The sequence below is a fragment of the Microbulbifer maximicatervae (SeqCode) genome (assembly GCF_056232625.1).
Map to the genome: position 1 here is coordinate 3,400,441 of NZ_CP174324.1, position 23,098 is coordinate 3,423,538.

Here is a 23,098-nt window from a genome sequence, read left to right on the forward strand (position 1 = left end):
CATTCAAGTGTTTCAAACGCTCGTTTGAATCTAGGGCCGAAGCGTCCCAATGTCAACAGTCTCGGGCCCTTGCGAGCCCGACAACTGCAGCGGTCAGTGAGGTAGAAGCGGAGTTATATCCAGATATTGCGCACCATTGCGATAGTCCGCAGCGGTGTCGAATGGAAGGGTACCTAGCAGAGGGGCGGGCAGTAGGGCCTTCAATGTCTGCAGATTCTCATCGGCTCGAGCCATCCCATCACGGGCGAAATTAGCTACCCAACCCGCCAGCGGCAGACCGTCGCGACGGATCGCTTCAGCGGTGAGCAGTGCGTGGTTGATACAACCGAGCTGCATACCCACCACCAGTATTACCGGTAAATTCAGCTCCCGAGGCAATTGTGAAAGGAAGCTTCTTGGGCCCAGCGGGGTGCGCCAGCCACCAGCACCTTCAATCAAAACCAGGTCGGCCCCTGCAGACATCACTCCCCGGCAGACGCCAGCCATCCGCGCAACATTTAACTGTTTGCCAATTTCTGCGGCCGCTATATGTGGGGCAATAGCGGGCTCCAGGGCAAAGGGGTTTACTTGCTGGTAAGGCAGCTTCAGAGTCATCGCTTCCTGGAGCAAAAGGGCATCTTCATTGCGCAGGCCATCATCCGTGTGCTCACATCCAGATGCCACAGGCTTCACTGCCGCCGTTTGCAAGCCTGCCTCCGCCGCTGCCGATAGCAGTGCGGCGCTCACATATGTCTTGCCGACCTCGGTGTCAGTACCGGCGATAAAATAGGTTTTTGCCAAGGCCTAACCCCCTCCTCCAATAAAAGTTAACTTTTTTCATGACGTGACTTTTCACGCCACTTAGATGGTGATAAATTAACCCGGTAGCGCAAATTTTGAACAAATCAGGCCGTACATCGATAAGAAGGCACGGGGTTGCGCTCACACAATAACCCCCTTTTAAAGGGGACAGACAGCAGGGATGCGGTGTCATTGCGAAATAACCGACAACTACCCGAACTGCTTAAAGACCATGCGATACCTGACCTTTGCCCTGCTCCTGCTGGTGCCAATCTTTGCTTCAGCGAAAGTTGATCCCGTTGACCACGTCGTAGTTTATAAGTCCAAGAAACTCATGCAGCTGATACGGGACGGCCGTGTCGTGAAAAGCTATACCGTGTCTTTTGGCGATAACCCCAGGGGACACAAGGTTCGCCAGGGGGACGAGCGCACCCCTGAAGGCCGCTACACACTGGACTGGAAGAATCCCAACAGCCGTTTTTACCGTTCAATCCACGTGTCCTATCCCAACAAGCAGGACCGTGCACGGGCAGCCAAAATGGGGGTCAGTCCCGGCGGTGACATTATGATCCACGGTATCAAGCCCCAGTGGTCCTATATGGAAAAACACCTGCGCCGCACCAACTGGACCGATGGCTGTATCGCCGTGGCCTCCAATCGCGAAATGGACGAAATCTGGGCTCTGGTGAAGACGCCAATCCCTATCGACATCTACCCCTGATCTCTTCAATCTTGCACCCGGCTCCCTGCGTTGCGATAGGCGCAGGTCAGCCGGATTTTTTTGCCCTGCAAGCGGTGAGATTCATATAGATCACCTCGTAAGTTACCGGCAATCCACGCTCTTCCCGCTTATTCTCATAGGCCACGGACAAGTGCTGCAGTTTGCGGCGACCTGTCATACCTTTATCCGCCGCCCGGTTAATATTGTGTGCACCCACTCCCTTAAGCTCCCGCATCAACTGGCGCAGGCTATCAAAGTGCAGTAGGCGCAATTCATCCGTAACCAATCCGCTGAGGTCACTGTGCAGTGCCGCTTCACGCCATTGCTCGGCGGGCAGGAACTGATTGACATGTACACCCCCATCCACTTGAGCCCAACTCTGTTTCAATTCCACCAGGGTTTTAGGGCCAAGGGTGGCAACCAGGCACCGCCCTTCAGGGGCCAGTATTCGCTGCAACTCAGCAAACAATTGCGGCAGGCGGTAGCACCATTGCAGCGCCATACTTGAAAACACCAAATCAATACTACCCGCCGCCAGGGGTAACTGCTCGGCATCGGCCGCAACGTAACCATCAGCTTCGGGTCTTTGCGTCCGGGCAAATTTCAGCATCCCCTCCGCCAGATCCAGGGCAATAATTTGCGCCTTAGGAAAATGCCGCCGCAACAGTTCAGTACCGAATCCGGTGCCACTGCCCAAATCGAGGATCGTACGGGGTGCCCAGCTGTCATCGGCTTGGGCCAACAGTTGCCGGCAGACTGCCCGCTGCAGATGGGCGCAATCATCGTAGCCCTGTGCTGCCCGGGTAAAAGAGCGAGCTACCGCAGCCTTATCAAACGGCTCAGCCGGGGGGGGGCCAATAGGCCCCAGAAACTCGAATAGATATTCAGCGACGATATCAGCCTTGGTGCAATGGGGTAAATGGCCCGTCTCGGGTATGACTTTAATAGTGCCCCCACACGCCTCAATGGACCGAGCAGCCTCAATGGGAACCAGGGCATCCCTGTCACCAAACAGGTGCCGTGCGGGCACGGACAGACGTTCCAGGTATTGGCGGTTATCCAACTCTGCCAGACAGCACAATGCTCCCCGCCAGGCATCACTATTTATTTGAGGTTTTTGTGCCTTGAGGTCTTTAAGCAAAGAGCGCATGGCGCTATCACCCCGTGCCTGCAGCGAGCAAAATCGCTCCCAGGTACTCTCCGGAGATGATGTAAAAGCATCGAAAAATGCCTCGAAAGTGCTCTCGGCCATGCCCGGCCAGCCATCTCGTTCCACAAAGCAGGCATTGGCAGCTATGGTCACTAGACCCAACACTTTGTCCTGCTCCACCATAGAAGCCAAGCGAACAGCCAACATGCCGCCGAGGGAGTGGCCAACCAGAATGCAGCGAGGGGGAAGCTGCAGGTAAAGCTTCTGCAGCAAAGCTTCTAGCGGGGGCCAATCTTCAGCACCCTGTGTCGCAAAGCCAGGTAACTCAATACAGTGGAGCTGGACTTCTGTACGGCTCTCGAGGGTTTTTACAAGCGACTGCCAAAGGAGTGCATTCCCGCCCCACCCGTGCAGGAAAACCAAGTGTTCAACCTGTGTCACTTATCCAGTACCCCTGCGCCCTGCAAAACCTGCTGTAACGCATTTAGTAACTCATCGATATCCTCAGTCCGGTGAGCCGCGCTCAGGGTAATGCGCAAGCGTGCAGTGCCCAGCGGCACGGTAGGCGGGCGAATGGCACCCACCAGGAACCCGCGCTCTTGCAATTCTCTGGCAACCGCCATCACGGTGTTTTCACAGCCCAACACCAGCGGCTGTATCGCACTGGCCGACGCCTGTAGAGGTAGGCCGAGCTGTAGTGCCCTCCGGCGAAAATAGGCGATATTTACCCGCAAACGCCCCTGTAACTGGGGCTCATCACGGATCAGTTCGATAGCCGCCAGGGCGCCGGCAGCCACTGCTGGCGTCATTCCGGTGGTATAGATATAGGGCCGCGCAAACTGGGTGAGGAAATCTATCAGTGACCGGGAGCCCGCAATAAAGGCACCGGCATTGCCAACCGCTTTACCCAGGGTACCCATCACAACCGGGGCTTGTTCCTGGGACAGCCCCGCCAGGGCACAGCTGCCCGCCAGTGGGTATGCTTCGCTACCCATTACGCCAAAGCCGTGGGCCTCATCAACCATTAACCAGGCGCTGTATTGCTTACACAGAGTGGCAATCTCAGCCAGAGGGGCCAAATCACCATCCATGCTGTAAACGCCATCCACCGCTACTAAAGTAGCGCCACCCCGGCTAGTAGCGCGCTGCAATTGGCGTTCAAGGCCAGCGAGATCGTTATGGGCAAAGCGCAGACTGTTGGCGCCACTCAAGCGGGCACCGTCAATCAGTGAGGCGTGATTAAGCCTGTCCGAAACAATATTGTCGGCTCGCCCCAACAGGGCACAAATAGTGCCGATATTCGCCATGTAGCCACTCGAGAATATCAGCGCCGCTTCTCGCCCGGTTACCTCGGCGATGCACTGCTGCAAGCGGTGATGAATATCTAGGTGACCATTAACCAGGTGAGAGGCTGTGGCGCCTGCACCACACTCCGCTCCCGCCTTCTGTGCTGCGATGACTTCCTCGCGGCTGGCAAGCCCCAAGTAGTCGTTACTGCTAAATACCAGTAGCTCCCGCCCATCGACCCGGGCTCGCGGCCCGGGTGCACGATCGAGGGTTTTTAGCTCCCGGTACAGATTCTGCTGGCGGCGCTCGGCGAGGCGCTGTTGCAGGACTTCATTCAGGGTCATTTGGCCGCGTCGTAGAAGAAGGCATCATTTTGCTGTTCGGTGATCTGCGCGTTCAATTTTGCTTCCACCTCAGCCTCATCGGCGTACTGCTGATACTCTTCTGGCTTAATACCCAGGCGACTGAACAACTGCATATCTTCGTTAGCTTCCGGATTCGCGGTCGTCAGCAGTTTTTCACCGTAGAAAATAGAGTTGGCGCCGGCGAGGAAAGCCATTGCCTGCATCTCATCGCTCATCTGCTCGCGACCGGCGGATAGGCGCACATGGGATTTCGGCATCATGATACGGGCCACAGCAATGCAGCGAATAAATTCGAAGGGATCCAGGTCCTTTTGTTCTTCCAGCGGGGTACCTGCGACTTTTACCAGCATATTGATGGGCACTGATTCGGGGTGCTCCGGCAGGTTCGCCAATTGCATCAATAACCCGGCGCGATCTTTATCGCCTTCACCCATTCCCACAATGCCACCAGCACAGACCTTCATTCCCGCTGAACGCACTCGCCCCAAGGTTTCCAGGCGATCCTGGTAAGTGCGAGTGGTAATAATCTCACCGTAATATTCCGGCGAAGTATCCAAATTGTGGTTGTAGTAATCGAGGCCTGCATCCGCCAACTCCTGGGCCTGATCATCATTTAGCATGCCCAGGGTCATACAGGTTTCCATACCCATCGCCTTTACTTCTCGTACCATCTGGGTCACGTAAGGCATGTCTTTTTTCTTGGGGGAGCGCCAGGCGGCCCCCATGCAGAAACGGGTAGCACCGCCGGCCTTAGCTGCCCTTGCCTCCTGCAACACCTTTTCAACCTTCATCAGTTTTTCCCGCTCCAGCCCGGTGTCATAGCGGGCACTTTGGGGACAGTAGGCACAGTCCTCAGGGCAAGCACCGGTCTTGATAGAGCAAAGGGTACTGACCTGTACCCGATTGGCGTCAAAATAAGCTCTGTGCACTTGCTGCGCGGTAAACATCAAGTCGCTAAACGGCATGGCGAAGAGGTCCAGTACCTGCTGGCGGGTCCAGTCGTGGCGGATCTCTGCGGCGGGCATTTGCTGGGCGGCAGTCACAGGGCGTACTCTCTCTGTTGCTTATTAAAATCGGATACTCACAGCCTGTTAGCAGGCTCTAGTGGAATCGATCAGCGGGCTCTAATTCAGCCTCTGCCGTTCAATCCACCAGACTGGCCAGTTTAGCCACGGCCAAACCGCTGTCAACTCGGAAGAGACGATATGGTTTACAAGCTTTTCAGTAGAAAACTTGCCCAAAGTCTGGCCCGCTGCCTGCTGTGCGGCGGAGCATCGGGAGAGGTTGGAATCTGTTCTGCCTGCACTCAGGAACTACCGGCGCTAGGCCGTGGTTGCCGCTACTGCGCCCTACCCTTGGCGGCGGCAAAAGATAATATTTGCGCGGCCTGTTTACAGAGGCCACCCGCCTTAAAGAAGATCAGCGCTGCCTGGCAATACGCTTACCCAATCAACCACTTAATCCAACATTTCAAATACCACCGGGACCTGGCCGCCGGACACAGCCTTATACAGCTAGCTGCCCGCCAATTGGGGCTTCCAGAGGATATGCCTGACATACTTACCCCGGTTCCTCTGCACTGGCGTCGCTATTGGCAACGCGGTTACAACCAGGCTCAACTTATTGCCAGTGGTCTGGGGCAAAACTGGTGCCTGCCAGTAGATCTGCAACTACTGCGCAAAACAACTTCCACCAAAACCCAGTCTCAACTCAGCCGCAACCAACGGCTGAAAAACCTGTCTGACAGCTTTGCCGTGCGCGGAGAAATATCGGGTGCCCATATCGGCCTGGTAGACGATGTTGTAACCACGGGAGCGACCCTTGAAATCATCACTCGCCAGCTACTCACAGCCGGGGCAAAACAGGTCAGCGCCTTCGTTTTGGCCAGAACGCCATGACTGTTCGGCGCGACTACAAATAGACCCATAGTCACCCCAACGTCACAATAGCTTACCTTGCCGTTCTGGCGCCTCAGTCCCTCTTCTGCCAGCACTGCTAAGGTTCTAACAGCGACTAAATTGCCCGCATTTCTGTTGTCGCGGGCCAGGAATTCAGCGATGAGTGAATACAAGTTGCCACGGGGCATTGTCATCAGCGGCACAGGCCTGTGGACCCCACCGGAATCTATTAGCAATGAAGAGTTAGTAGATGCCTATAACACCCATGCCGAGCAGTACAATCTTGAGCATGCTCAAGAGATCGAGGCCGGTGAGCGCGCAGCAAAACCTTTCTCTTCTGCAGAATTTATCGAGAAGGCCTCAGGCATCAAGAGCCGCTATGTGGTGACCCGCAATGGCATCCTTGACCCGAAGCGTATGCGCCCCCTTATTCCCGAGCGCGCAGATGACGAGCTGAGTGTACAAGCCGAAATGGGCTTAAAGGCCGCCAGACTAGCCCTGGAGAAAGCCGATAAGCAGGCGTCTGACATTGATTTGGTCATTGTCGGTGCCTCCTATATGCAGCGCGCCTACCCCGCTATTGCTATTGAAATCCAAGGTGCACTGGGTATCGATGGTTTTGCCTTTGATATGGAAGTGGCCTGCTCCTCAGCCACCTTCTCACTTCAGCGTGCGGTGGATGCGATCTGCTCTGGCTCAGCCAAAACTGTACTGGTTATCAATGCCGAGCTGGCCTCACCACAAGTGGATTACACCGACCGAGACAGCCACTTTATCTTTGGCGATGTAGCCGTAGCCAGCATTATCGAGCGCAGAGAAACCTGTACTGTCGAAAGCGCCTGGGAAATTCTCGGCACCAAAGCGAAAACCGTTTTCTCCAACAATATCCGTTCGAACTTTGGCTACACCGCTCGCGCCGCCGATGTGGACCCATTTGGTCCCGGTAAGTTGTTCCGCCAGAATGGCCGAAAGGTATTTAAAGAAGTTTGCCCCATGGCGGCGTCTCATATTGAAGCCCACCTGCAAGAGACGGACACCGATCCTCACAGCGTGCGCCGCTACTGGCTCCATCAGGCCAATATCAATATGAACAACCTGGTCGCCAAGAAGCTAATGGGTGACAATGCAAGCGTTGAGCGCGCGCCCATCGTTCTGGACCGCTACGCCAACACGGCAAGTGCCGGCTCAGTTATCGCGTTTAATTTACACAGCGATGACTTGCAGGTCGGTGACCGGGGAATTATCTGTTCCTTTGGCGCGGGCTATTCCATTGGCAGCTTGGTATTGGAAAAAATCTCCATTTAATTTTGAAATATTTTCGGAGTTCGGGAATAAATACTGAACTCCGAAACAACTACTAAAAAGACCGGTGGTTCTCACTCCCACTGACATCAGGATTTTATTTACCGGCGACCTGGCCTTCACAAATATCTATTAAAACTATGCGCGATCCAGCCGCAGCGCATAGCAACCATAAGCAGCGAAGCGCAGCAGAGCGAAATCAATCTCATCCTGCATAAAATATTCACTCACTTCTGTTTTTATTTGTTCAGGGCCCACCAATTTCGCAGACACGATGTGCTCTTCAGCGCTATAGGCGCGAAGCACTAGTGGCACACCACTCTTGAAATAATCTTCCGCATTATTATTTAGCGGGGGGAAGCTGTCCTGTGCTCTGAAGTCTTGTTCCGGCTGCGGCTGCGCCAGTACAAATACAGGCCCGTATTCCCGGTAAGGACCGGCAAAAGAGAAAGGGCAGTAGCTCGCCAGGAAGATTTTCTCCCCCGGCCGTGCGCGCCGTCGCACATCACGACATGGCTCACCGCCCTTGGCGCTCAGCTGCCGTACCGGCTGCCCTAGATCATCTAGACCTGCTTGACGAACCTTTTCTAAAAAATCTTCGCGGATAGGTGTTACGGTAAAAGTCATGGCTAAGGTCACCCCACTTGCTAAAAGAGCGAGGTTACTGAACACCAAACGGCATCGCTGGCCAGATTCGGGCACGTCATTCCAAGCGAGTAGCGGTTATTTTTTTACGGACTCTTCAAGCTCACTCAGCAGGCCTTCTGCCCAACTGATCCAGGTCTTTTCCGCCTCAATACCCAAAAGCAGGGTTTGATGTGCCAACCAGTAACGCTCCTGGAGTGCTGTATCACTCTTTAATACCCGCTCATTTTGCTCCTGGTAACTTTCCAGGGAGCTGCGATGTTGGCGCAGTTGGGCCTCCAGAGCACCTCGCATTTCATCCTTGCTCAGGTTGTGACCGGCGAACATACGCACCAGGAAAGGCTCGCGAATCTTCTGCGGCGCACTGGGCTGAGTGACCCAGTCACGCAGCTCGGCGCGGCCTAGATCCGTGAGGCTATAGACCTTCTTGTCCGGCTTGCCTTCTTGGGCTTGCTCTTCACAGTCCAGCAGGCCCTCCTCATGTAACTTGTGCAGCTCGCGATACATTTGCTGATGGCTGGCACTCCAGAAGTGGGAGACGCTGCGTTCAAAGCGCCGCTTAAGGTCATAACCACTGCCGGGCTCAATATCCAGCAAGGTGAGAACGGCAAAGCGCAAGGACATGAAAACTCCAACTCATCTTATGCAAAGAGTTGCATATTAACCGGTGCCAGCTATTCGTGACCAGCAGTCAGATTTCCATAACAAGATAATTAGATTAAAAAAACATTAAAAAATAGGACAAATGTATCGAGAGAAACTGGCAGTCGAGATGTAAGGCTAGCTTTTATGCAAATTGGAGATATAATCGCCGGCCTGTCGCCAAAGTCGTTTAGGCGGCCACTGTCTACGAGGTTGTTTGCCCAATGTCCGCGCCCGCACTATCCCCATCCAGTCCAGATGCCCCAGATGAAAAGGCTTCTGGTGCGCGCCGCTGGGACTTTATGCTGGACATCTTCGCCATGAATAGCTTCTCTTGGGCTGTAGCGATCCCCATCGAGCTGGTTCTGGCGGGTATGAGTTGGAACGAACACCTGAAAGTTCGCCTGATGGCCCTGGTATTCAATACCCTTATCGCCCGTCCATTCAGTATGTATCGCAACTGGATTGTGAACCGTTTTGGGGGCGGCGGCTTTATCAATGCCTATCTGGTAGACACCTTTGTATTCCTCAGCTTCCAGTTCCCGCTATATATGGCCAATATGCGCCTCGGTGGGGCCAGCTGGGACGAAATTGCCACCGCCAGTATTACTTTTATGCTCATCGCGGGAGCTCTTGGCCGCCCCTACGGAATTTATCTCGACTGGGTGCGCCGAGTGTGGATTAATACGCTTGTCCCCCTGTGGAGCAAACGCGCTGCCTGAGGGGTCACCGATACTCGATTAGGCATTACGAGAGAGGAACATGACTGTGTTGACCGATAACGCCATTGAAAACAGTTCCATGACCGTTGGCGTGGTCGCCGGCACCCCCACAGATACCCGCTTCGGATTGGACTTCCTCGCCGCGCGCCAACTTCGTGGCGTGGGCCTATCCCTATCTTCCTCTCCCCAGGCCCAGACTCAATTGCAAGCGCTGGAGCGCGACGCCCTTACCCAACAATTGATCGAAGCCATTGAGCAGCTGTACCAGGCCGGTGCAGAAGCGGCCATGATCTACTGCAACTCACTTTCCGGTGCTGTGGATATGACGGCGGTAAAAGCTGCTTCCCCCATTGAGGTGGTATCCCCTCTCGAGGTCTACGCTGAGCTTACCCAGCGCTACCGCAACTTTGGACTGCTGGCCGCCAACTGCCAAAGCTGCGCCAATATCGAGCGGGAAATACTCGAGCGCAATACAACCGCCAAAGTCATCGGTATTGGCAACTTGCAAATTGTGGAAGATATCGAGGACGGCCTCGCCGCAGAAATGATTGTTCGCCAACATGCCCTTGATGACTTGGTCGCGGCATTGGTGAAAAGCGGCGTACAGATCCTGATTTTGGGCTGCACCCATTTCGATTATTTTTATCGGGAATTGCTCGCACACTGCGATGGCATTCGCCTTTTCCTTCCCTCAGAGCGTATGTTGCAATTGCTGCAAGAGCGCATTCCCCAGGCTGCCTGAATACTATTTCCTCACGGCAGCTCCCGCGCAATTTGTTCTGGAGCTGTCGCTAAACTACCCATCCAACCTAGTAAATTGCTGCTAGATCCCTCTATGTAATCAGATGCAATCTGTGGATTAACTCCCTGCCAACAACCCGGCTACCCGATCCAAGGGCTGAACAGACGGGGCTGGCAGGCTACTTCTCTATTGGTACGTTCACTGAAGCGCCTCTGCTCCCCCCACAGCAGAAGGAAAATTTTTCTTGTACCAAAAGCGGGCTTATTGCAGTATCAAAAATCTCCGATGTGCCTGGGTATCCATTACAACAAGTCGTATTAAAACCTTTTTGGACTGCAGGATTTAGTCCAATTTAAATAACGTTGGTTACAAGGATGATAGAAACCACTTTGTCTGGGGGAATTCCCTCTCGTCACGTATTCTTGCGTGCCATATGCCTCGGCCTATTGGTCTCGGGTTCGGTATTTTTATCGAGTACTGCACAGGCCGATGTTATTACCACACTAAAAAGTCAGGTCCCGCTCTTTTGGGTGGGAATACCCGCTGTACTTGTACTGCTAATTTGTGCGTTTGCAATAAATAGGCAAGTTAAATTACGCCAATTAACCCTCGATACCAATGCTCGGCTTAAAAATTTGAGCAAGGAAAATAGCAATCTTTTCCAACAGGTACACAGTCGTAACAGCGAATTTGTCGCACTGGAAAAACAACTTGCTAATGCCCTTAGTGAGCTTGAACAATTGCGCCAGGAAAAATCTGATCTCCTCACCATAACCCGGCACCATTTACAGCATCCCCTGGATACACTTCTCGGCACTTTGAATTTATTAGCTCGCAGCGAAGACAACAATACGCGCGCCCTGGTAGAAATCGGGAAAAGACAATTAAATAGCGCCCTTAAATCCCTGGAGAACTTACATCAGTGCGGTAATGTTGAGACAGTAGAATTAAAACTCCCCACTGAAAGCCATCGTGCGCCCGGCAAACAGATCTCTGTTTTACTCGTTGAAAACAGTAAGCATGACTCCCTTCAACCCACCCTGGAAACCATGGGCCATAACGTACAGCGGGAGTGCAATGGGATCGATGGGAGCAGCGCTGCACTGCAAAAAAACTTCGATCTTATTTTGGCAGATACCCATCTTCCATTGATGGATGGTGTTGAAGCAGTGCGGGAAATCCGTAGGGAAAGAGGTGCAGAACTACCTATTTTTGCCCTTTTACAAAATGCCAGCTCTGGCGATAAGGAGCGCTACCAGGCCAGAGGCTTTACCGGGGTATTGACCCACCCGATCGGCGACCGACAGCTGATGCAATTATTGAGCTGGGCTGTTCGCCGAAGCCAGGGCATTGCAGGCCCCCAGGGAGCAAAGCCCACTCGACTGCTGAATACCAATACCCTATTTCGCCTGCGGGATACATTGGACCACCATACGTTTGCCGAATTACTCAGCGAGCGCACCGCTACCCTGCCAAAACAAATAACGTCATTAACCAGCGCTATTACTGGACGCCACTGGCTTGATGCAGAACAGCAGGCACAAAGACTGGCTCGCTCAGCTATTGAGGTCGGCCTCGAAACAATAGCTTCTCGCTTACGTACCCTGGCCGCAAACCTCTCTATCGATAGTGAAAGAGAACATTGTCGCCAACAGCGCACAGAGCTGTTACAGCTTATGCGCGAATCTGTGCGCCAGCTAAAGGCCTGGCGCGAGCGCAATGTTCACACTGAGTGGGCATTAAAATGAACCACCCTACTGTGGCCCGATTTCGAGTTACAGTACTCTTACTGGGAAGTAGTGGGGCGGAAGAGGCGTCTGCAATCCACCGCACAAATAACACATCCCAGCGCAGCTAAGTTGAAATGCACTATTTGCACCACACTATATTGGAGTGAATAGTAGAGAGATCAAGTTATGTCAGAGCAGTATCCCGAACGCAGTCAGGAAGCCCGAGAACAAAGCGGGCGCGACCTGGCCATTATGGTTTACCTGATCCAGGCGATCAGCTTATTTACCGCAGTGCCATTTTTTATCGGGGTATTAATCAACTACTTTAAGCGCAGCGATGTTCGCGGCACCCTGGCCGAGTCCCATTTCCGCTGGCAGATTCGCACCTTCTGGTTTTGGCTGCTGTGGACCATTGTCGGCTCCCTAACCATTTGGGTACTGGGACTGGGCTACCTGATTCTGGCAATTAACTGGGTGTGGGTAATCTATCGGGTTATTCGCGGCTGGCTGATGCTGGTAGACAGACGTCCGACCTATTAAAAGTAAGCCTTCAATTTGGGGCCCGAGTGATTGTGGGCCCTTATAAAATTCTGAGTTATTTAAATAAGTTCCCCGCTTCGAATATTTAGTCCACTTTCACACTTCAATACTTCGGACAGTTTTAAGAGATGAAATGGGTAGGAATTATGGGCGGGTATTGCCTAACGTCTCATGGACACAACTTTCAACGACTTAGATCTAAGTCTAAGATGTAGAAAAGTTGCCAGTATTTATGAGCGGTATAGTGACTACGGGGCTATAGCTGGATAAAGCCTTCCGAAGTGTTACGATTTAAGAATTACAAGATAGTACTGCTGTGGTTCTGTGGGGCTGCTATAACGGTTTTGTCTCATCGATAACCCCAACAACTAAGACTTGAGTATGGCTGATGATGGAGATGACAATGTGGTAAATTATCTGTCAACGAATATCAGCGCGGCTCTGGTTGTTGTCGACATGCAAAACGATTTTTGTTGCGCGGGGGGCTATTACGACCGTAGGCGACAGGGTTCCAGTAATATTGAGCTTGAAACTCCGTCACCAAGTAGAGATTGGAGTCCGCGGATCATCCGCAAAGGTGATGATCTGAAAAAGGTAGTTAATAATATTATTTTATGTATGAGGGTTGCCAAAGAGAGAGAGATTCCTATTCTTCTGTTAAAGACAGTTATTAAGCCAGATCATAAATATCTTAATTCTTTTCTTCGTGGCGAGGAAAATAGAGGTAGGTGTTACTATCCGTGTAAGTTAGGTACTTGGGGTGCGGAAATTATAGAGCCTATTTGGCAGATGGCAGAAGAGGGGGTAATTGTAGTTGAAAAGCATGTTTATAACGGCTTTGTTGGTACCTCCCTGGAAGAGGAATTACTAAGTTTAGGGGTTGATACAGTTTTTATTGTCGGTGTGGAAACACACATATGTGTCCTGGCTACTGCACAAAGTGCTTCATTTCGCTTCAAGACGTATGTTTTTGAAGATGCTGTTTGGAGTGCCAATTGTGAGCTTGCTAAGCATGCACTTTCAATATTTAAAGATGGTTATGGTTATATCGCTGATCACAAGATTTTGTATTTTGTGGGGGTATCACATGGCTCTCCATAAACAATATTTTAGAGTTGGTTTATCTTGAATTTAGTTTTCTGTCTAAACTATTTCGAATAGCTTGCCATATCCTAAAAATTTCGCGCAGTTTTAGGCTGTAAAACAGGCCGGCCCTTGGGTAGACCCTGAGGAAAATAAGGTTCGACCCTTCCGGGTATCTCGCTAAGATAGTAAAACTGTCAAGCGAGGTTAAGTATGAAAACAAAAAGTACACGAAGGAAATTCAAGCTGGAATTCAAGAAAGGGGTCTGAGCTCTAGTCTCTGAGCAAGGATATTCATTTTCTAGGACTGCAGAGGCTGTAGGAACAAATACCTGCGACGTGAGGTAAAGCAGTTGTGTATGGAGAAAGAAATCATAATTTTTTTCATGGGGAGGTTGTCTTCCTGTCGATATTACTAATAAGCCAACTCCCCGATCTCTGAAGACCTTTTGCCCTGCTCGCGCCTCAGTATCCTATGCATTGTCACTACTTCAGTGCCCCCCGGTGAGGATTAACCTTAAACAGGGCGACTTCGGTGTGTAGTCATCTTTTTGTCATGATAGTTTTTATCCTTATCAGTGCATTTTAAGACCGGGATTCAATGCTCGATTGGCTTGACTAAGTAAATAGAGCAGTATGGCCTTGGGCCAGCCGTGGATTGCCGCCAAGTGCATTTGGTAAAGGGAGTGGTAGGCCAAACTGGCAATACGGCCCTCAAGAGTAAGGTTTCTTCTTACAAAAGACCCCCTTAAGTTTCCTACAGCAGTGTTTGTACTAAGAGAAACCAGCGAACCACGATCCCGGTAATAGAAGTGCCCCAGGGATTTTTTTTCTATCAGGGCGATCAGGTTGGTGGAACAGAGCTTGGCCATCTGTTGTGCGGCGAGTGCACGTGATGGTACACGCCGTTTGTTACCGTCGATGCAGCTGGCACAATCCCCTATAGCAAAGACATGGGGGTCATTTTTACTTTGCAGGGTGGTTTTCACCTCTATCTGGTTGAGTTGGTTGGTGAAGAGACCATCCAACTGAGTGAGGAACTCCGGTGCCTTAACCCTGGTGACCCAGGCTCGAATTGCTGCGGGGATCTCTTTGCCGTCATCGGTAGTGAGGCTGTTGGCACTTGCAGTCTTAATATGGCAGTTGGTAAGTATACGAACCCCCATTTTAGATAGTTCTCGCGCGGCGCTGTTGCCTAATCTTGCCGGTAATCCCGGTAGTAACTGAGGCTCGGCCTCGACTAATGTAATGTCAATGGCACCGGTTCGGATACGCCCATATTGACTAACCTGTCTACTAGCAGCCATCAGCTCCGCAGAAAGTTCCACCCCAGTACAGCCACCGCCGATAATGGCAATTTGTAATGTTCTATCGGGGTGTGTTTCTAGGCATAAAAAGTAATCGAGCAGTTGCTTGTGAAATTTGTGTGCCTGCTCAATGCTGTCGAGAGGAATGCAGTGCTCGCGCACTCCTTGTGTATTGGAGTCATCGCTTATACTGCCAACGCAGATCACTAGATAGTCGTACTCTAGCTCGCGCGGAGGTATTAGTTCGCAGCCTTTGTCATTCAGCACCGCCCCTAGGGTCAAAATCTGGCGCTTCCTGTCGAGGGATTGTAGTGAGCCGAGCTGGAATTCATAGCCATTAGAGCTGGCGTGAATTTGGTAGTTAAGAGCATCCATGCTGGTATCTAATATGCCAGTGGCCACCTGATAGATTAGGGGCTTCCAGATATGGGTGCGATTCTTATCGACTAAAGTGATCTGAGCAGATGGGGCCTTACGCTTAAGCCCAAACATCCGAGTAGAATTGAAATGGCGTCCAAGTCGAGTTGCTAAATGAAGGCCGCTGGCTCCGCCACCGATGATCACAATCTTTTTCATGAAGGTTGGTCATCCTGTTTATTACTTAAAAAGTTGACTCACTAATCTTTTTATAACTCTTGTTGTATATAGGTGCTTGTCGGCGTCAATTTTGACGTCATAAAACTCAGAATTAACGGCGATAAAGTAATTTAGGCTAGTACGGGATTATCACACTTGGCTGTGTTCCGCTTCGTTATCGCGGGTAAGTAACTGCCGTCATTAGCCATTTCTACGCAGGTTTACCTTTGGGTGTGGCTTCTCATTGCTACTGATCACATCAATGATAGAGGCTTGGCTGCAACTCTCTACGGTAGTGCGCACACACAGGGCTCCACTTTGTCTGCCGCCTCTGCAGCGAACAGGCCACCACAGTCCTATGGATCTATGAACAGGGCCCAATGTCGCAGGGATTGCCATTCTTGCAGGTTTTATACAAAAGCCGCGATACAGGTGCGCGCCCGGCAACGGATTAGTAGCCCACATTTACAACGCTATGGCGTGGGCGTGGGAAATCTATCTCTATTGAGTAGACGCCAACCTTTTGGATAGGGTAGGAAAAAAATGGTGAAAATACAGAGTGAAGAACATGTATATTGAATACACAAGAGATTTCAAAGTTAGAGTGGTAGTTCTCATTAATCAACTGAAAGTAGAGAAGGCAAATTGGTCGAGAGGCCCAGCCGTAGAATAAGTATGACAAAGACAGCGAAATCTCAATCTCAATCTCAATCTCAATCTCAAAATGGTGATAATGAGATAAAATGTTTAAGAAAATAGGTTAAGAAATTATATAAGGAGGAAGCTTCCCTAAAAAGTGGGAAGTATTTCTGAAAGATTCGCGTGGGCAGCCCTTAATCCGTAGGGCATTGGTGTCAGGTACCTATGTAGATATTTGAGCGATTCACCCCAGGAGTTTTATAAGTATCTTCACCGTGATGAGAGTGATCGAGACATAGAAAATTGGCGAACTCTAGAAAGCACTTTCTCTCATGAGAATGCTATAGAAGGAGCGCGCGTAGCTTCCTACTGTGAGTATGAGTCAGTTAAATATACAACTTGGCTTCAGGTAATATAAAGGAATTATTGATTTTCTGAGCTAAGAATAACTAAGCCTCTATACGCATTCTCGTTTCTATCGTTCCTTCCTTATTAATTTCCCTTAAGATCTCGCATTTGTTTTTGTAGGCTTTCCGAATCTGTATTAATACTTTCTACCGGTTGCCCTGCGATAACAAGAACTTCGGGAAATAAGCGTCGTTTTCTTTTCTTTTTAAACTGCTGCACTGAATTCTCGGCTTGGGAACCGGCTCCATGTAAGGCAATGGGAATAACCGGAACAGACTTGCGCTTTAAAATTTCCTCAAGGTCTTTCAGAAATGGCTGCAACTCGCCATCTTCGCTGATTTTTCCCTCAGGAAAAATACAGAGTAATTCCCCATTTTCAAAACTCTCCACTATGGTTTTGTAAGTGCGTTCACGGCTGTTTGGATCATCAGGATCCAAACCTATGGGAATAGCATCGCCCATATGCAATATACATCGCAGTAAGCGGGATTTATAGATTTTAGGGTGTGCGATAAAGCGCACATAACGCTCGATGGTGTCCGCTAATATTACTGGATCTAGAAAACTGATGTGGTTACTGATAATGAGGGCGGGTCCCTCTCTGGGGATTTGATCCAATCCTTTTAGGCTGACCCGATAGAGGATTCGTGCAGGCAGCAATAGCAGCCCGCGCATGATGAACTCTGGTAGCTTGGCGAAAATCAGGGCGACCACAATCAGGTTTAGTAAAGCGATAATGATGAAATATGTGGGGATAGAGATCTTTAGGATATCCAGGAAAGTGATACTCACGAGAGTAGCGGCCACCATAAACAGTGCATTGACCATATTGCTGATCGCGATAATCTGCGAGCGGATCTTTACACTTGAGCGGTCTTGGATCATTGCGTACAAAGGAACAGTAAAAATACCGCCAAAAATACCAAGGAGCGCCATATTGAGAAGGATCCAATAGGAACCATGATGATTAAAAAATTGAGTCAGGTTTGCGTTGGGAAGTGTATGAAAACTATTGGATTGGAGACCCAGCGCCAATCCAGCGCAAGTGATGCCAATAGCACCCAATGGCACTAAACCCGATTCGATACGACCTCGGGATAGCCAGTTGCACAGCAACGACCCCAAGGCAGTGCCCACAGTGAGGCTGCTCAACAACAAAGTGATAACATCTTCATTTCCACCAAGAGTATCGCGGGTAAAGTTGGGAATCTGCGCAAGGAATGCGGTGATTGTCAGCCAGAACCAGGAAATAGCGAAAATGGAGTAAAACACTGGAGGTGTCTGCCATGCCAAGTACATGACACGCACGACGTGTGCCACCGGGTTCCAATTGATGTGCAGTTTCGGAGATGAAGGCGGGGCCTTAGGAATTGCACAACTTGCCAGAAAACCAATGACGGCCATGAATACCAAAATGACCGCGATAAATGTCAATCCGTGTTGGCCGGGATGGGTGAATCCGACCAATATAGTACCGACAATTGTTCCGGTCAGGGTACCAATAAAAGACCCCATTTGGATTAACGCATTGCCAGCGAGTAGCTCACTTCTATTTAATTGCTGGGGTATCAGGGAAAATTTTGCCGCACTGAAAAGTGTAGAGGAAGTGCCATAGCAGAAAAAGACCACCATGCTCAGGGCATAATGCTGGGTAAACATAGCAATAATACCCACGATACCTATGCCTATTTCGGCCAATTTGTAGATTCTGATGAGCTTACTTTTATCGAACTTATCGGAGATTTGGCCTGCCAAGGAGGAAAAGAGGAAGTAGGGCAGAATCATCAGGCTAAAGGCAATATTGATCAGCGTGTTAGCTTCTTCTTCAGCCATACGGAATGCGAGTAGAACTATTAACCCATTCTTGTACATATTACGACTGAAAACTGCAAGAACCTGGGTTACAAACAGCGGTAGAAAACGCCGCGTACCGAGCAGCTTAAACTGGTTTTGAGCCATTACTTATCGCTCTTGTGGGCAATGCTCCGCATGGTGGCTGTGGCGCTATAGATTGCTGCTTAAAGATCCAATGATGCTTATGCAGCTATGGATCTATCGGCTGAAATCCGAATCTGTACCTGAATATAGCGAATTCAGTAAACTGTCCGAAATGTTGACACTTTAAAACCGCCACAATCTGGCTGGACATTAACGCACCGATATTTCCCGTTATTTTTCCGCCAAAAGTTGCAGCTGCAACATTGCATGCTTCAGCGCAAAGTGTGCGAATATGCCTATCCGATTGACTTTCACCGCGTTGTTAACAGGGAGAAATAGATTCGTGAACCAGGACCAGAATGCCCCCTTGCGGGAAGATGTACGCCTGCTGGGTGACGAGCTCGGCGCAGTATTGCGAAACCAAGTTGGCGAGCCACTATTTGATACCGTTGAGAATATTCGTCAGGCGGCCGTTGAAAGCCGCAGCAAAGGGGCGATGCAGGCCGATCACTTGCGAGAGCTACTCGACCCCCTGGATGATGCGACCCTATTGGAAGTTGCCCGGGCATTCAGCCAGTTTCTAAACCTGGCCAATATTGCCGAACAGCGCCATCGCGAGAGACTGCACCGCCAGCACCAGCGCTTTCCCGGAGATCCCGATACAGACCGCGGCCTGCGACAGGTACTGGCAGAGTTAAGCAAAGCGGGGAAGTCTCCCGAGGAAATCCACGGGACACTAAAAGAGTTATCCGTAGAACTGGTCCTAACCGCTCATCCCACCGAAGTGACACGCCGTACCCTAATTCGCAAATACGATCGAGTTGCAGACCTGCTCAACACACTGGACAGGCCCGACCTGACCCCTGAAGAATCCCAGGATTTACGTCGCCACCTACAAGAACAGATCCTTTCCGCCTGGAGCACCGACGAGATCCGCCGCTCCAGGCCCACCCCAGTTGATGAAGCCAGGTGGGGCTTTGCCACCATCGAACAATCCCTGTGGCAGGCAGTTCCGAGGAGTATGCGGGAAATAGACAGTGAATTGGCCCTGGCCAAGCTGCCCCCATTACCGGTTGATTGGGTTCCCATCCACTTTGCCTCTTGGATGGGGGGAGACCGGGACGGCAACCCCAATGTCACCGCCAGCGTCACCCGGGAAGTTCTGCACCTAGCCCGCTGGATGGCCGCCGACCTCTATCTGCGCGATGTGGAAAACCTGCTCGCAGACTTGTCCATGCATCGCGCCAGCGAAGAACTTTTACAGCGCACTGGCCCCAGCCACGAGCCCTATCGCCTGGTGCTGCGCCAGGTTCGCGACCGTCTCAAAATAACCCGGGAAAAAATGGAGGCCCGCATTGGTCGACGTGCAGAGCCTTCCGGCCTCGCGTTTACCAGCAGCGAGCAGCTGGCCGACGAGCTGCGCCTGATCGACCGCTCCCTGCGCGATGTGGGCCTCTCAGCCATCGCCGATGGCCAACTTAAAGATACCCTGAGGCGACTCAACTGCTTCGGCATCACTTTATTGCGCTTGGATATACGACAGGAATCCACCCGCCACGCTGACACCCTGGATGCCATTACCCGCTATCTGGGTATGGGCAATTACAGCAGTTGGAGTGAAGAGGAGAAACAGGAGTTCCTGGTGTCCGAGCTGGACAGCCGCCGCCCACTGGTGGACGAGAGCTTTTACCGCAGTGATTTCTGTGACGAAGAGGTAAGTGAAGTCTTACAGACCTGCAAGGTCATTGCCGAACAGGGTCCCGAGGGATTAGGTGCCTACGTTATCTCAATGGCGACCACACCTTCCGATGTTCTCGCTGTAATGCTGCTGCAAAAAATTGCCGGGGTGCAGGTGCCAATGCGAGTGGTTCCCCTGTTTGAAACCCTCGACGATCTCGATGGTGCAGCTACCACTATGAGTACCCTGCTGAATATCCCCCTCTACAAGCAGCGTGTGCTCGATGGCCAGGAAGTGATGATCGGCTACTCGGACTCCGCCAAGGACGCCGGCTTCCTGGGCGCCGCCTGGGCCCAGTACCGCACACAGGAAACTCTCACCGGTATATTCCGCAACCACGGTATCCCCCTAACTCTGTTTCACGGCCGTGGCGGCTCCATATCCCGGGGCGGCTCTCCTACTCGTATGGCCCTGCTGTCGCAACCACCGGGATCAATAGCCGGACGTATTCGCGTTACCGAACAGGGAGAAATGATTCGCTTCAAATACGGCCGTCCCTCTGTAGCCGCCTACAACCTGGAGCAGTATGTCGCCGCAACTCTGGAGGCGACACTGATGCCCCCGGCAGAGCCGCGTTCGGAGTGGCGCGCGGAGATGGACCGGCTCACGGAAGTCTCCGTCGGCAACTATCGGGAAGTCGTGCAGGATGACCCAGCCCTGGTGGCTTACTTGCGCACTGTCACCCCGGAAACCGAGCTGAGCCGCCTGGCCCTGGGCAGTCGCCCGGCAAGGCGTAAACCCGGTGGCGGTGTCGAATCACTGCGGGCGATTCCGTGGGTGTTTGCCTGGACCCAGATACGACTGATGTTACCGGCCTGGCTGGGCACTGGCGCCGCCTTGGAGAATGCCCTCAAGCACGCAGATGAAACTGATATCTTGCGGGATATGAGCCGCCAATGGCCCTTTTTCCAAGGCGTTGTGGATATGCTAGAAATGGTACTGGCCAAGGCCGATCCCCGCGTTGCCTCCTGGTACGAAGAACGACTCACCCAGGATGCAGACCTAATCCAACTGGGTGTCAGTTTGAGAGAGCGACTGGCTCACACCGTAGAGGCCCTAAAACAGCTTACCGGGCGGGAGAGCTTGTTGGATAACAATCCCGTAATGCGCTGGTCCATCCGCGTGCGCGATCCCTACACTGACCCTTTGCACCTATTGCAGGCCGAGCTGATGGCACGTTTGCGCGAACGGGAAAGTGATGCGGTACTGGAAAGTGCGCTGATGGTCACTATCGCAGGGATTGCAGCGGGCATGCGCAATACGGGTTAAAAGACCACGGCAGCTGTGATGATACTGGGATTTGAGGCCTGCTTTTTTCACAATAGCAGGCCCCCAAGCAATCAGAACCTGCCGGTAAGTGCCATCACGAACAGGTCTGCCGGCAACTGCTCTCCATTCACCTCCAACTGGCCACGATTGACCTTGAGGTACATTTGCAGCTCACCCTTGTCTTCGATCAGCAGGCCATAATCTCGCAGAAGCATTGCCTGACCTACCAGGGGGGACTGCAAGAGCGCCTGCTCTGCAGCGCTAACGGTCATACTACCTACCAGCGGTTTGAGCCACTGATCGATCTCACTGGCACCTCGGCGGGAGGATTTGCGCATACCCCGCCAATCGATATCAGCATCTACTAACACCGGGCCATTGCGAGATTGAATCGCCAGCTGTTGCTCCAGGCGCAGCGGGCGGCTCATTTCACGGGCCCAATTCCGCTCAGGGGCCGGCAACAATACGCGCAGGTAGTGCCCCAGATCCGCAGTCTTAATTCTCGGCAAGGTCATCTGCTGGCGCACAGAGGTAATCGGTGTTGCCGAGTCCACGGTGGGAAGCTTCAGGTCACTGATAACTTTCAGGGTCTGTGCCGCCAATTCTTCCAAGGTCAGGTCCAGGGTAACATCGCGCAATTGAACCGGCCCGGAATCTGATTCTGCCCTCAGCAACGACAAGCGCAGCTCCGCATTACCGCCCTCGCCGGGCATATATTCAAACTCGCCTTCAAGGGGCTCGGTAAACAGTACTTCGATACCTTCGCGAATATGGCGCAAGCTTCCCAGCTCCACGACACCGTTCAGCACAGCACCGCTGTAATCCGTAGATACGGCAATCTCCCCACCGTCAAACTCCAGCTCCCCGAGTGGGCCAGTATTTTTGAAAGGGTCTAAGCGGAGGGTATTCAGCACCCGGTTGTCGGCGGTAACCAGGGTCTCCAGAACTACCGGACTCGCCTGTAAAGCGCCATAAATGGACTCCAATTGAGCGCGCAATTCAGGCTGTAGTTGATCCAGCTCCAGCCGGGTCTCGGTATAAACCACACCCAGGCGCGGCCCCTTAGAGGTAAGCAACACCGGCCCATGATGGATCTCGGTATTGAGCTGGGTAGTGCCATCCGGCAATGCCACTTCAGTATTGGTTTCAGCACCAAACCATCCGCGTTCGTAACCCGTGGAATTCCCCCCCTGCAAGCGGCCCAACTGCTGCTTCCAAATTTCCTCTACTTTGGGGCCGATAAAACCCGGCGCAGCCAGCGCAGATATCACCATTAGGGCAAGCACAATAAATAGAAGTGAACGCAGTAGTTTCATAAAAAATCATCTAGCGAAGGGGTTTGCGCCGATGGTATCAGATTATGCAGCTATTAGTGCGACAAGAGCCTCGTTACTTGGTACGAATGCTGAACATTCATCAACCACGGCATAAGGACCTACGACCCATTTCTAAAGAGCAGAATCTCGGCTTGTAAATTAGTAGATCTATATTTCAAAAGCTCTGCTCAAGCCTAAGAAGAGGGGTTTGTAAGCGGCCATAAATTGAAATTGACCATTATGCTGGAGATCAGCTCACAAGTCTCTTGATCTCCTGTGGCACGCCTGAGTAATTTTATG

18 protein-coding genes are annotated in these 23,098 nt (G+C 51.8%); 9 read left to right on the forward strand and 9 right to left on the reverse strand.

Annotated features, from left to right (window positions below):
- Window positions 1-93: 93 nt before the first annotated feature.
- On the reverse strand, window positions 94-780 hold the full coding sequence (gene bioD, locus ACJJI6_RS14865) for a dethiobiotin synthase (protein ID WP_475711031.1): 687 nt from the start codon (window positions 778-780) through the stop codon (window positions 94-96).
- A gap of 232 nt (window positions 781-1,012) precedes the next feature.
- Between bioD and ACJJI6_RS14870 the strand changes: the two genes are divergently transcribed.
- Entirely contained in the window at window positions 1,013-1,501 is a 489-nt protein-coding gene (locus tag ACJJI6_RS14870; protein WP_445359356.1) for a L,D-transpeptidase family protein, read from the forward strand.
- A 46-nt stretch (window positions 1,502-1,547) separates the two neighbouring features.
- Here the strand turns inward: ACJJI6_RS14870 and bioC are convergent, their stop codons facing one another.
- Genes bioC through bioB form a run of 3 tightly spaced genes read right to left on the reverse strand, consistent with a single transcriptional unit; the run spans window position 1,548 to window position 5,328 of the window.
- A complete protein-coding gene (gene bioC / locus ACJJI6_RS14875) occupies window positions 1,548-3,092 on the reverse strand; it encodes a malonyl-ACP O-methyltransferase BioC (protein ID WP_475711032.1) in 1,545 nt (514 codons plus the stop codon).
- Window positions 3,089-4,282 (reverse strand): 8-amino-7-oxononanoate synthase, encoded by a 1,194-nt coding sequence (bioF, locus tag ACJJI6_RS14880; protein WP_475711033.1) that lies wholly within the window; start codon window positions 4,280-4,282, stop codon window positions 3,089-3,091. The genes bioC and bioF overlap by 4 nt, the downstream gene beginning before the upstream one ends.
- Window positions 4,279-5,328 carry a biotin synthase BioB gene (bioB, locus tag ACJJI6_RS14885; RefSeq protein WP_475713460.1) on the reverse strand — a complete coding sequence of 350 codons (1,050 nt, stop codon included), beginning with the start codon at window positions 5,326-5,328 and terminating at the stop codon, window positions 4,279-4,281. Before bioB ends, bioF begins: the two co-directional genes overlap by 4 nt.
- A gap of 180 nt (window positions 5,329-5,508) precedes the next feature.
- Here bioB and ACJJI6_RS14890 point away from each other — a divergent pair, with 180 nt between their 5' ends.
- Together ACJJI6_RS14890 and ACJJI6_RS14895 are read left to right on the forward strand one after the other, a co-directional pair.
- On the forward strand, window positions 5,509-6,201 hold the full coding sequence (locus ACJJI6_RS14890) for a ComFC family protein (protein ID WP_413664189.1): 693 nt from the start codon (window positions 5,509-5,511) through the stop codon (window positions 6,199-6,201).
- A gap of 159 nt (window positions 6,202-6,360) precedes the next feature.
- On the forward strand, window positions 6,361-7,506 hold the full coding sequence (locus ACJJI6_RS14895; RefSeq protein ID WP_475711034.1) for a beta-ketoacyl-ACP synthase III: 1,146 nt from the start codon (window positions 6,361-6,363) through the stop codon (window positions 7,504-7,506).
- Between the two features lie 135 nt (window positions 7,507-7,641).
- Here the strand turns inward: ACJJI6_RS14895 and ACJJI6_RS14900 are convergent, their stop codons facing one another.
- Window positions 7,642-8,130: a DUF1203 domain-containing protein gene (locus ACJJI6_RS14900; RefSeq protein ID WP_475711035.1), complete on the reverse strand. Its 489-nt coding sequence runs from the start codon at window positions 8,128-8,130 to the stop codon at window positions 7,642-7,644.
- 96 nt (window positions 8,131-8,226) lie between these two features.
- Window positions 8,227-8,772, reverse strand: a complete 546-nt coding sequence (locus ACJJI6_RS14905; protein WP_444926528.1) for a PadR family transcriptional regulator — start codon at window positions 8,770-8,772, stop codon at window positions 8,227-8,229.
- A gap of 242 nt (window positions 8,773-9,014) precedes the next feature.
- On the opposite strand from ACJJI6_RS14905, the gene alaE reads away from it, so the two are divergent.
- The 5 genes from alaE (at window position 9,015) to ACJJI6_RS14930 (ending at window position 13,625) form a co-directional block, all read left to right on the forward strand.
- Window positions 9,015-9,512 carry an L-alanine exporter AlaE gene (alaE, locus tag ACJJI6_RS14910; protein ID WP_413664185.1) on the forward strand — a complete coding sequence of 166 codons (498 nt, stop codon included), beginning with the start codon at window positions 9,015-9,017 and terminating at the stop codon, window positions 9,510-9,512.
- 40 nt (window positions 9,513-9,552) lie between these two features.
- Window positions 9,553-10,254, forward strand: coding sequence for an aspartate/glutamate racemase family protein (locus ACJJI6_RS14915; RefSeq protein WP_444895362.1), 702 nt, complete (start codon window positions 9,553-9,555; stop codon window positions 10,252-10,254).
- 374 nt (window positions 10,255-10,628) lie between these two features.
- Window positions 10,629-12,002, forward strand: a complete 1,374-nt coding sequence (locus tag ACJJI6_RS14920) for a response regulator (RefSeq protein ID WP_475711036.1) — start codon at window positions 10,629-10,631, stop codon at window positions 12,000-12,002.
- 168 nt (window positions 12,003-12,170) lie between these two features.
- Window positions 12,171-12,524, forward strand: a complete 354-nt coding sequence (locus ACJJI6_RS14925) for a DUF4870 family protein (RefSeq protein ID WP_444914904.1) — start codon at window positions 12,171-12,173, stop codon at window positions 12,522-12,524.
- A gap of 381 nt (window positions 12,525-12,905) precedes the next feature.
- On the forward strand, window positions 12,906-13,625 hold the full coding sequence (locus tag ACJJI6_RS14930; RefSeq protein ID WP_413664181.1) for a cysteine hydrolase family protein: 720 nt from the start codon (window positions 12,906-12,908) through the stop codon (window positions 13,623-13,625).
- Window positions 13,626-14,182: 557 nt separating this feature from the next.
- On the opposite strand, the gene ACJJI6_RS14935 is transcribed toward ACJJI6_RS14930, so the two are convergent.
- Window positions 14,183-15,490 carry an NAD(P)/FAD-dependent oxidoreductase gene (locus tag ACJJI6_RS14935; RefSeq protein WP_475711038.1) on the reverse strand — a complete coding sequence of 436 codons (1,308 nt, stop codon included), beginning with the start codon at window positions 15,488-15,490 and terminating at the stop codon, window positions 14,183-14,185.
- A 1,131-nt stretch (window positions 15,491-16,621) separates the two neighbouring features.
- A complete protein-coding gene (locus ACJJI6_RS14940) occupies window positions 16,622-18,496 on the reverse strand; it encodes an MFS transporter (RefSeq protein ID WP_475711040.1) in 1,875 nt (624 codons plus the stop codon).
- 322 nt (window positions 18,497-18,818) lie between these two features.
- Between ACJJI6_RS14940 and ppc the strand changes: the two genes are divergently transcribed.
- Window positions 18,819-21,482 (forward strand): phosphoenolpyruvate carboxylase, encoded by a 2,664-nt coding sequence (gene ppc / locus ACJJI6_RS14945; RefSeq protein ID WP_475711041.1) that lies wholly within the window; start codon window positions 18,819-18,821, stop codon window positions 21,480-21,482.
- A 71-nt stretch (window positions 21,483-21,553) separates the two neighbouring features.
- On the opposite strand, the gene ACJJI6_RS14950 is transcribed toward ppc, so the two are convergent.
- Window positions 21,554-22,798 (reverse strand): DUF945 family protein, encoded by a 1,245-nt coding sequence (locus ACJJI6_RS14950; RefSeq protein ID WP_444926523.1) that lies wholly within the window; start codon window positions 22,796-22,798, stop codon window positions 21,554-21,556.
- Window positions 22,799-23,098: the final 300 nt, after the last annotated feature.

Bases quoted from the DNA above. Each gene is read 5' to 3' on its own strand.
- ACJJI6_RS14870 (WP_445359356.1), top strand. From the start codon at position 1,013: ATGCGATACCTGACCTTTGCCCTGCTCCTGCTGGTGCCAATCTTTGCT.
- bioF (WP_475711033.1), bottom strand. From the start codon at position 4,282: ATGACCCTGAATGAAGTCCTGCAACAGCGCCTCGCCGAGCGCCGCCAG.
- bioB (WP_475713460.1), bottom strand. From the start codon at position 5,328: ATGCCCGCCGCAGAGATCCGCCACGACTGGACCCGCCAGCAGGTACTG.
- ACJJI6_RS14890 (WP_413664189.1), top strand. From the start codon at position 5,509: ATGGTTTACAAGCTTTTCAGTAGAAAACTTGCCCAAAGTCTGGCCCGC.
- ACJJI6_RS14895 (WP_475711034.1), top strand. From the start codon at position 6,361: ATGAGTGAATACAAGTTGCCACGGGGCATTGTCATCAGCGGCACAGGC.
- ACJJI6_RS14900 (WP_475711035.1), bottom strand. From the start codon at position 8,130: ATGACTTTTACCGTAACACCTATCCGCGAAGATTTTTTAGAAAAGGTT.
- ACJJI6_RS14905 (WP_444926528.1), bottom strand. From the start codon at position 8,772: ATGTCCTTGCGCTTTGCCGTTCTCACCTTGCTGGATATTGAGCCCGGC.
- alaE (WP_413664185.1), top strand. From the start codon at position 9,015: ATGTCCGCGCCCGCACTATCCCCATCCAGTCCAGATGCCCCAGATGAA.
- ACJJI6_RS14915 (WP_444895362.1), top strand. From the start codon at position 9,553: ATGACTGTGTTGACCGATAACGCCATTGAAAACAGTTCCATGACCGTT.
- ACJJI6_RS14920 (WP_475711036.1), top strand. From the start codon at position 10,629: ATGATAGAAACCACTTTGTCTGGGGGAATTCCCTCTCGTCACGTATTC.
- ACJJI6_RS14925 (WP_444914904.1), top strand. From the start codon at position 12,171: ATGTCAGAGCAGTATCCCGAACGCAGTCAGGAAGCCCGAGAACAAAGC.
- ACJJI6_RS14930 (WP_413664181.1), top strand. From the start codon at position 12,906: ATGGCTGATGATGGAGATGACAATGTGGTAAATTATCTGTCAACGAAT.
- ACJJI6_RS14935 (WP_475711038.1), bottom strand. From the start codon at position 15,490: ATGAAAAAGATTGTGATCATCGGTGGCGGAGCCAGCGGCCTTCATTTA.
- ACJJI6_RS14940 (WP_475711040.1), bottom strand. From the start codon at position 18,496: ATGGCTCAAAACCAGTTTAAGCTGCTCGGTACGCGGCGTTTTCTACCG.
- ACJJI6_RS14950 (WP_444926523.1), bottom strand. From the start codon at position 22,798: ATGAAACTACTGCGTTCACTTCTATTTATTGTGCTTGCCCTAATGGTG.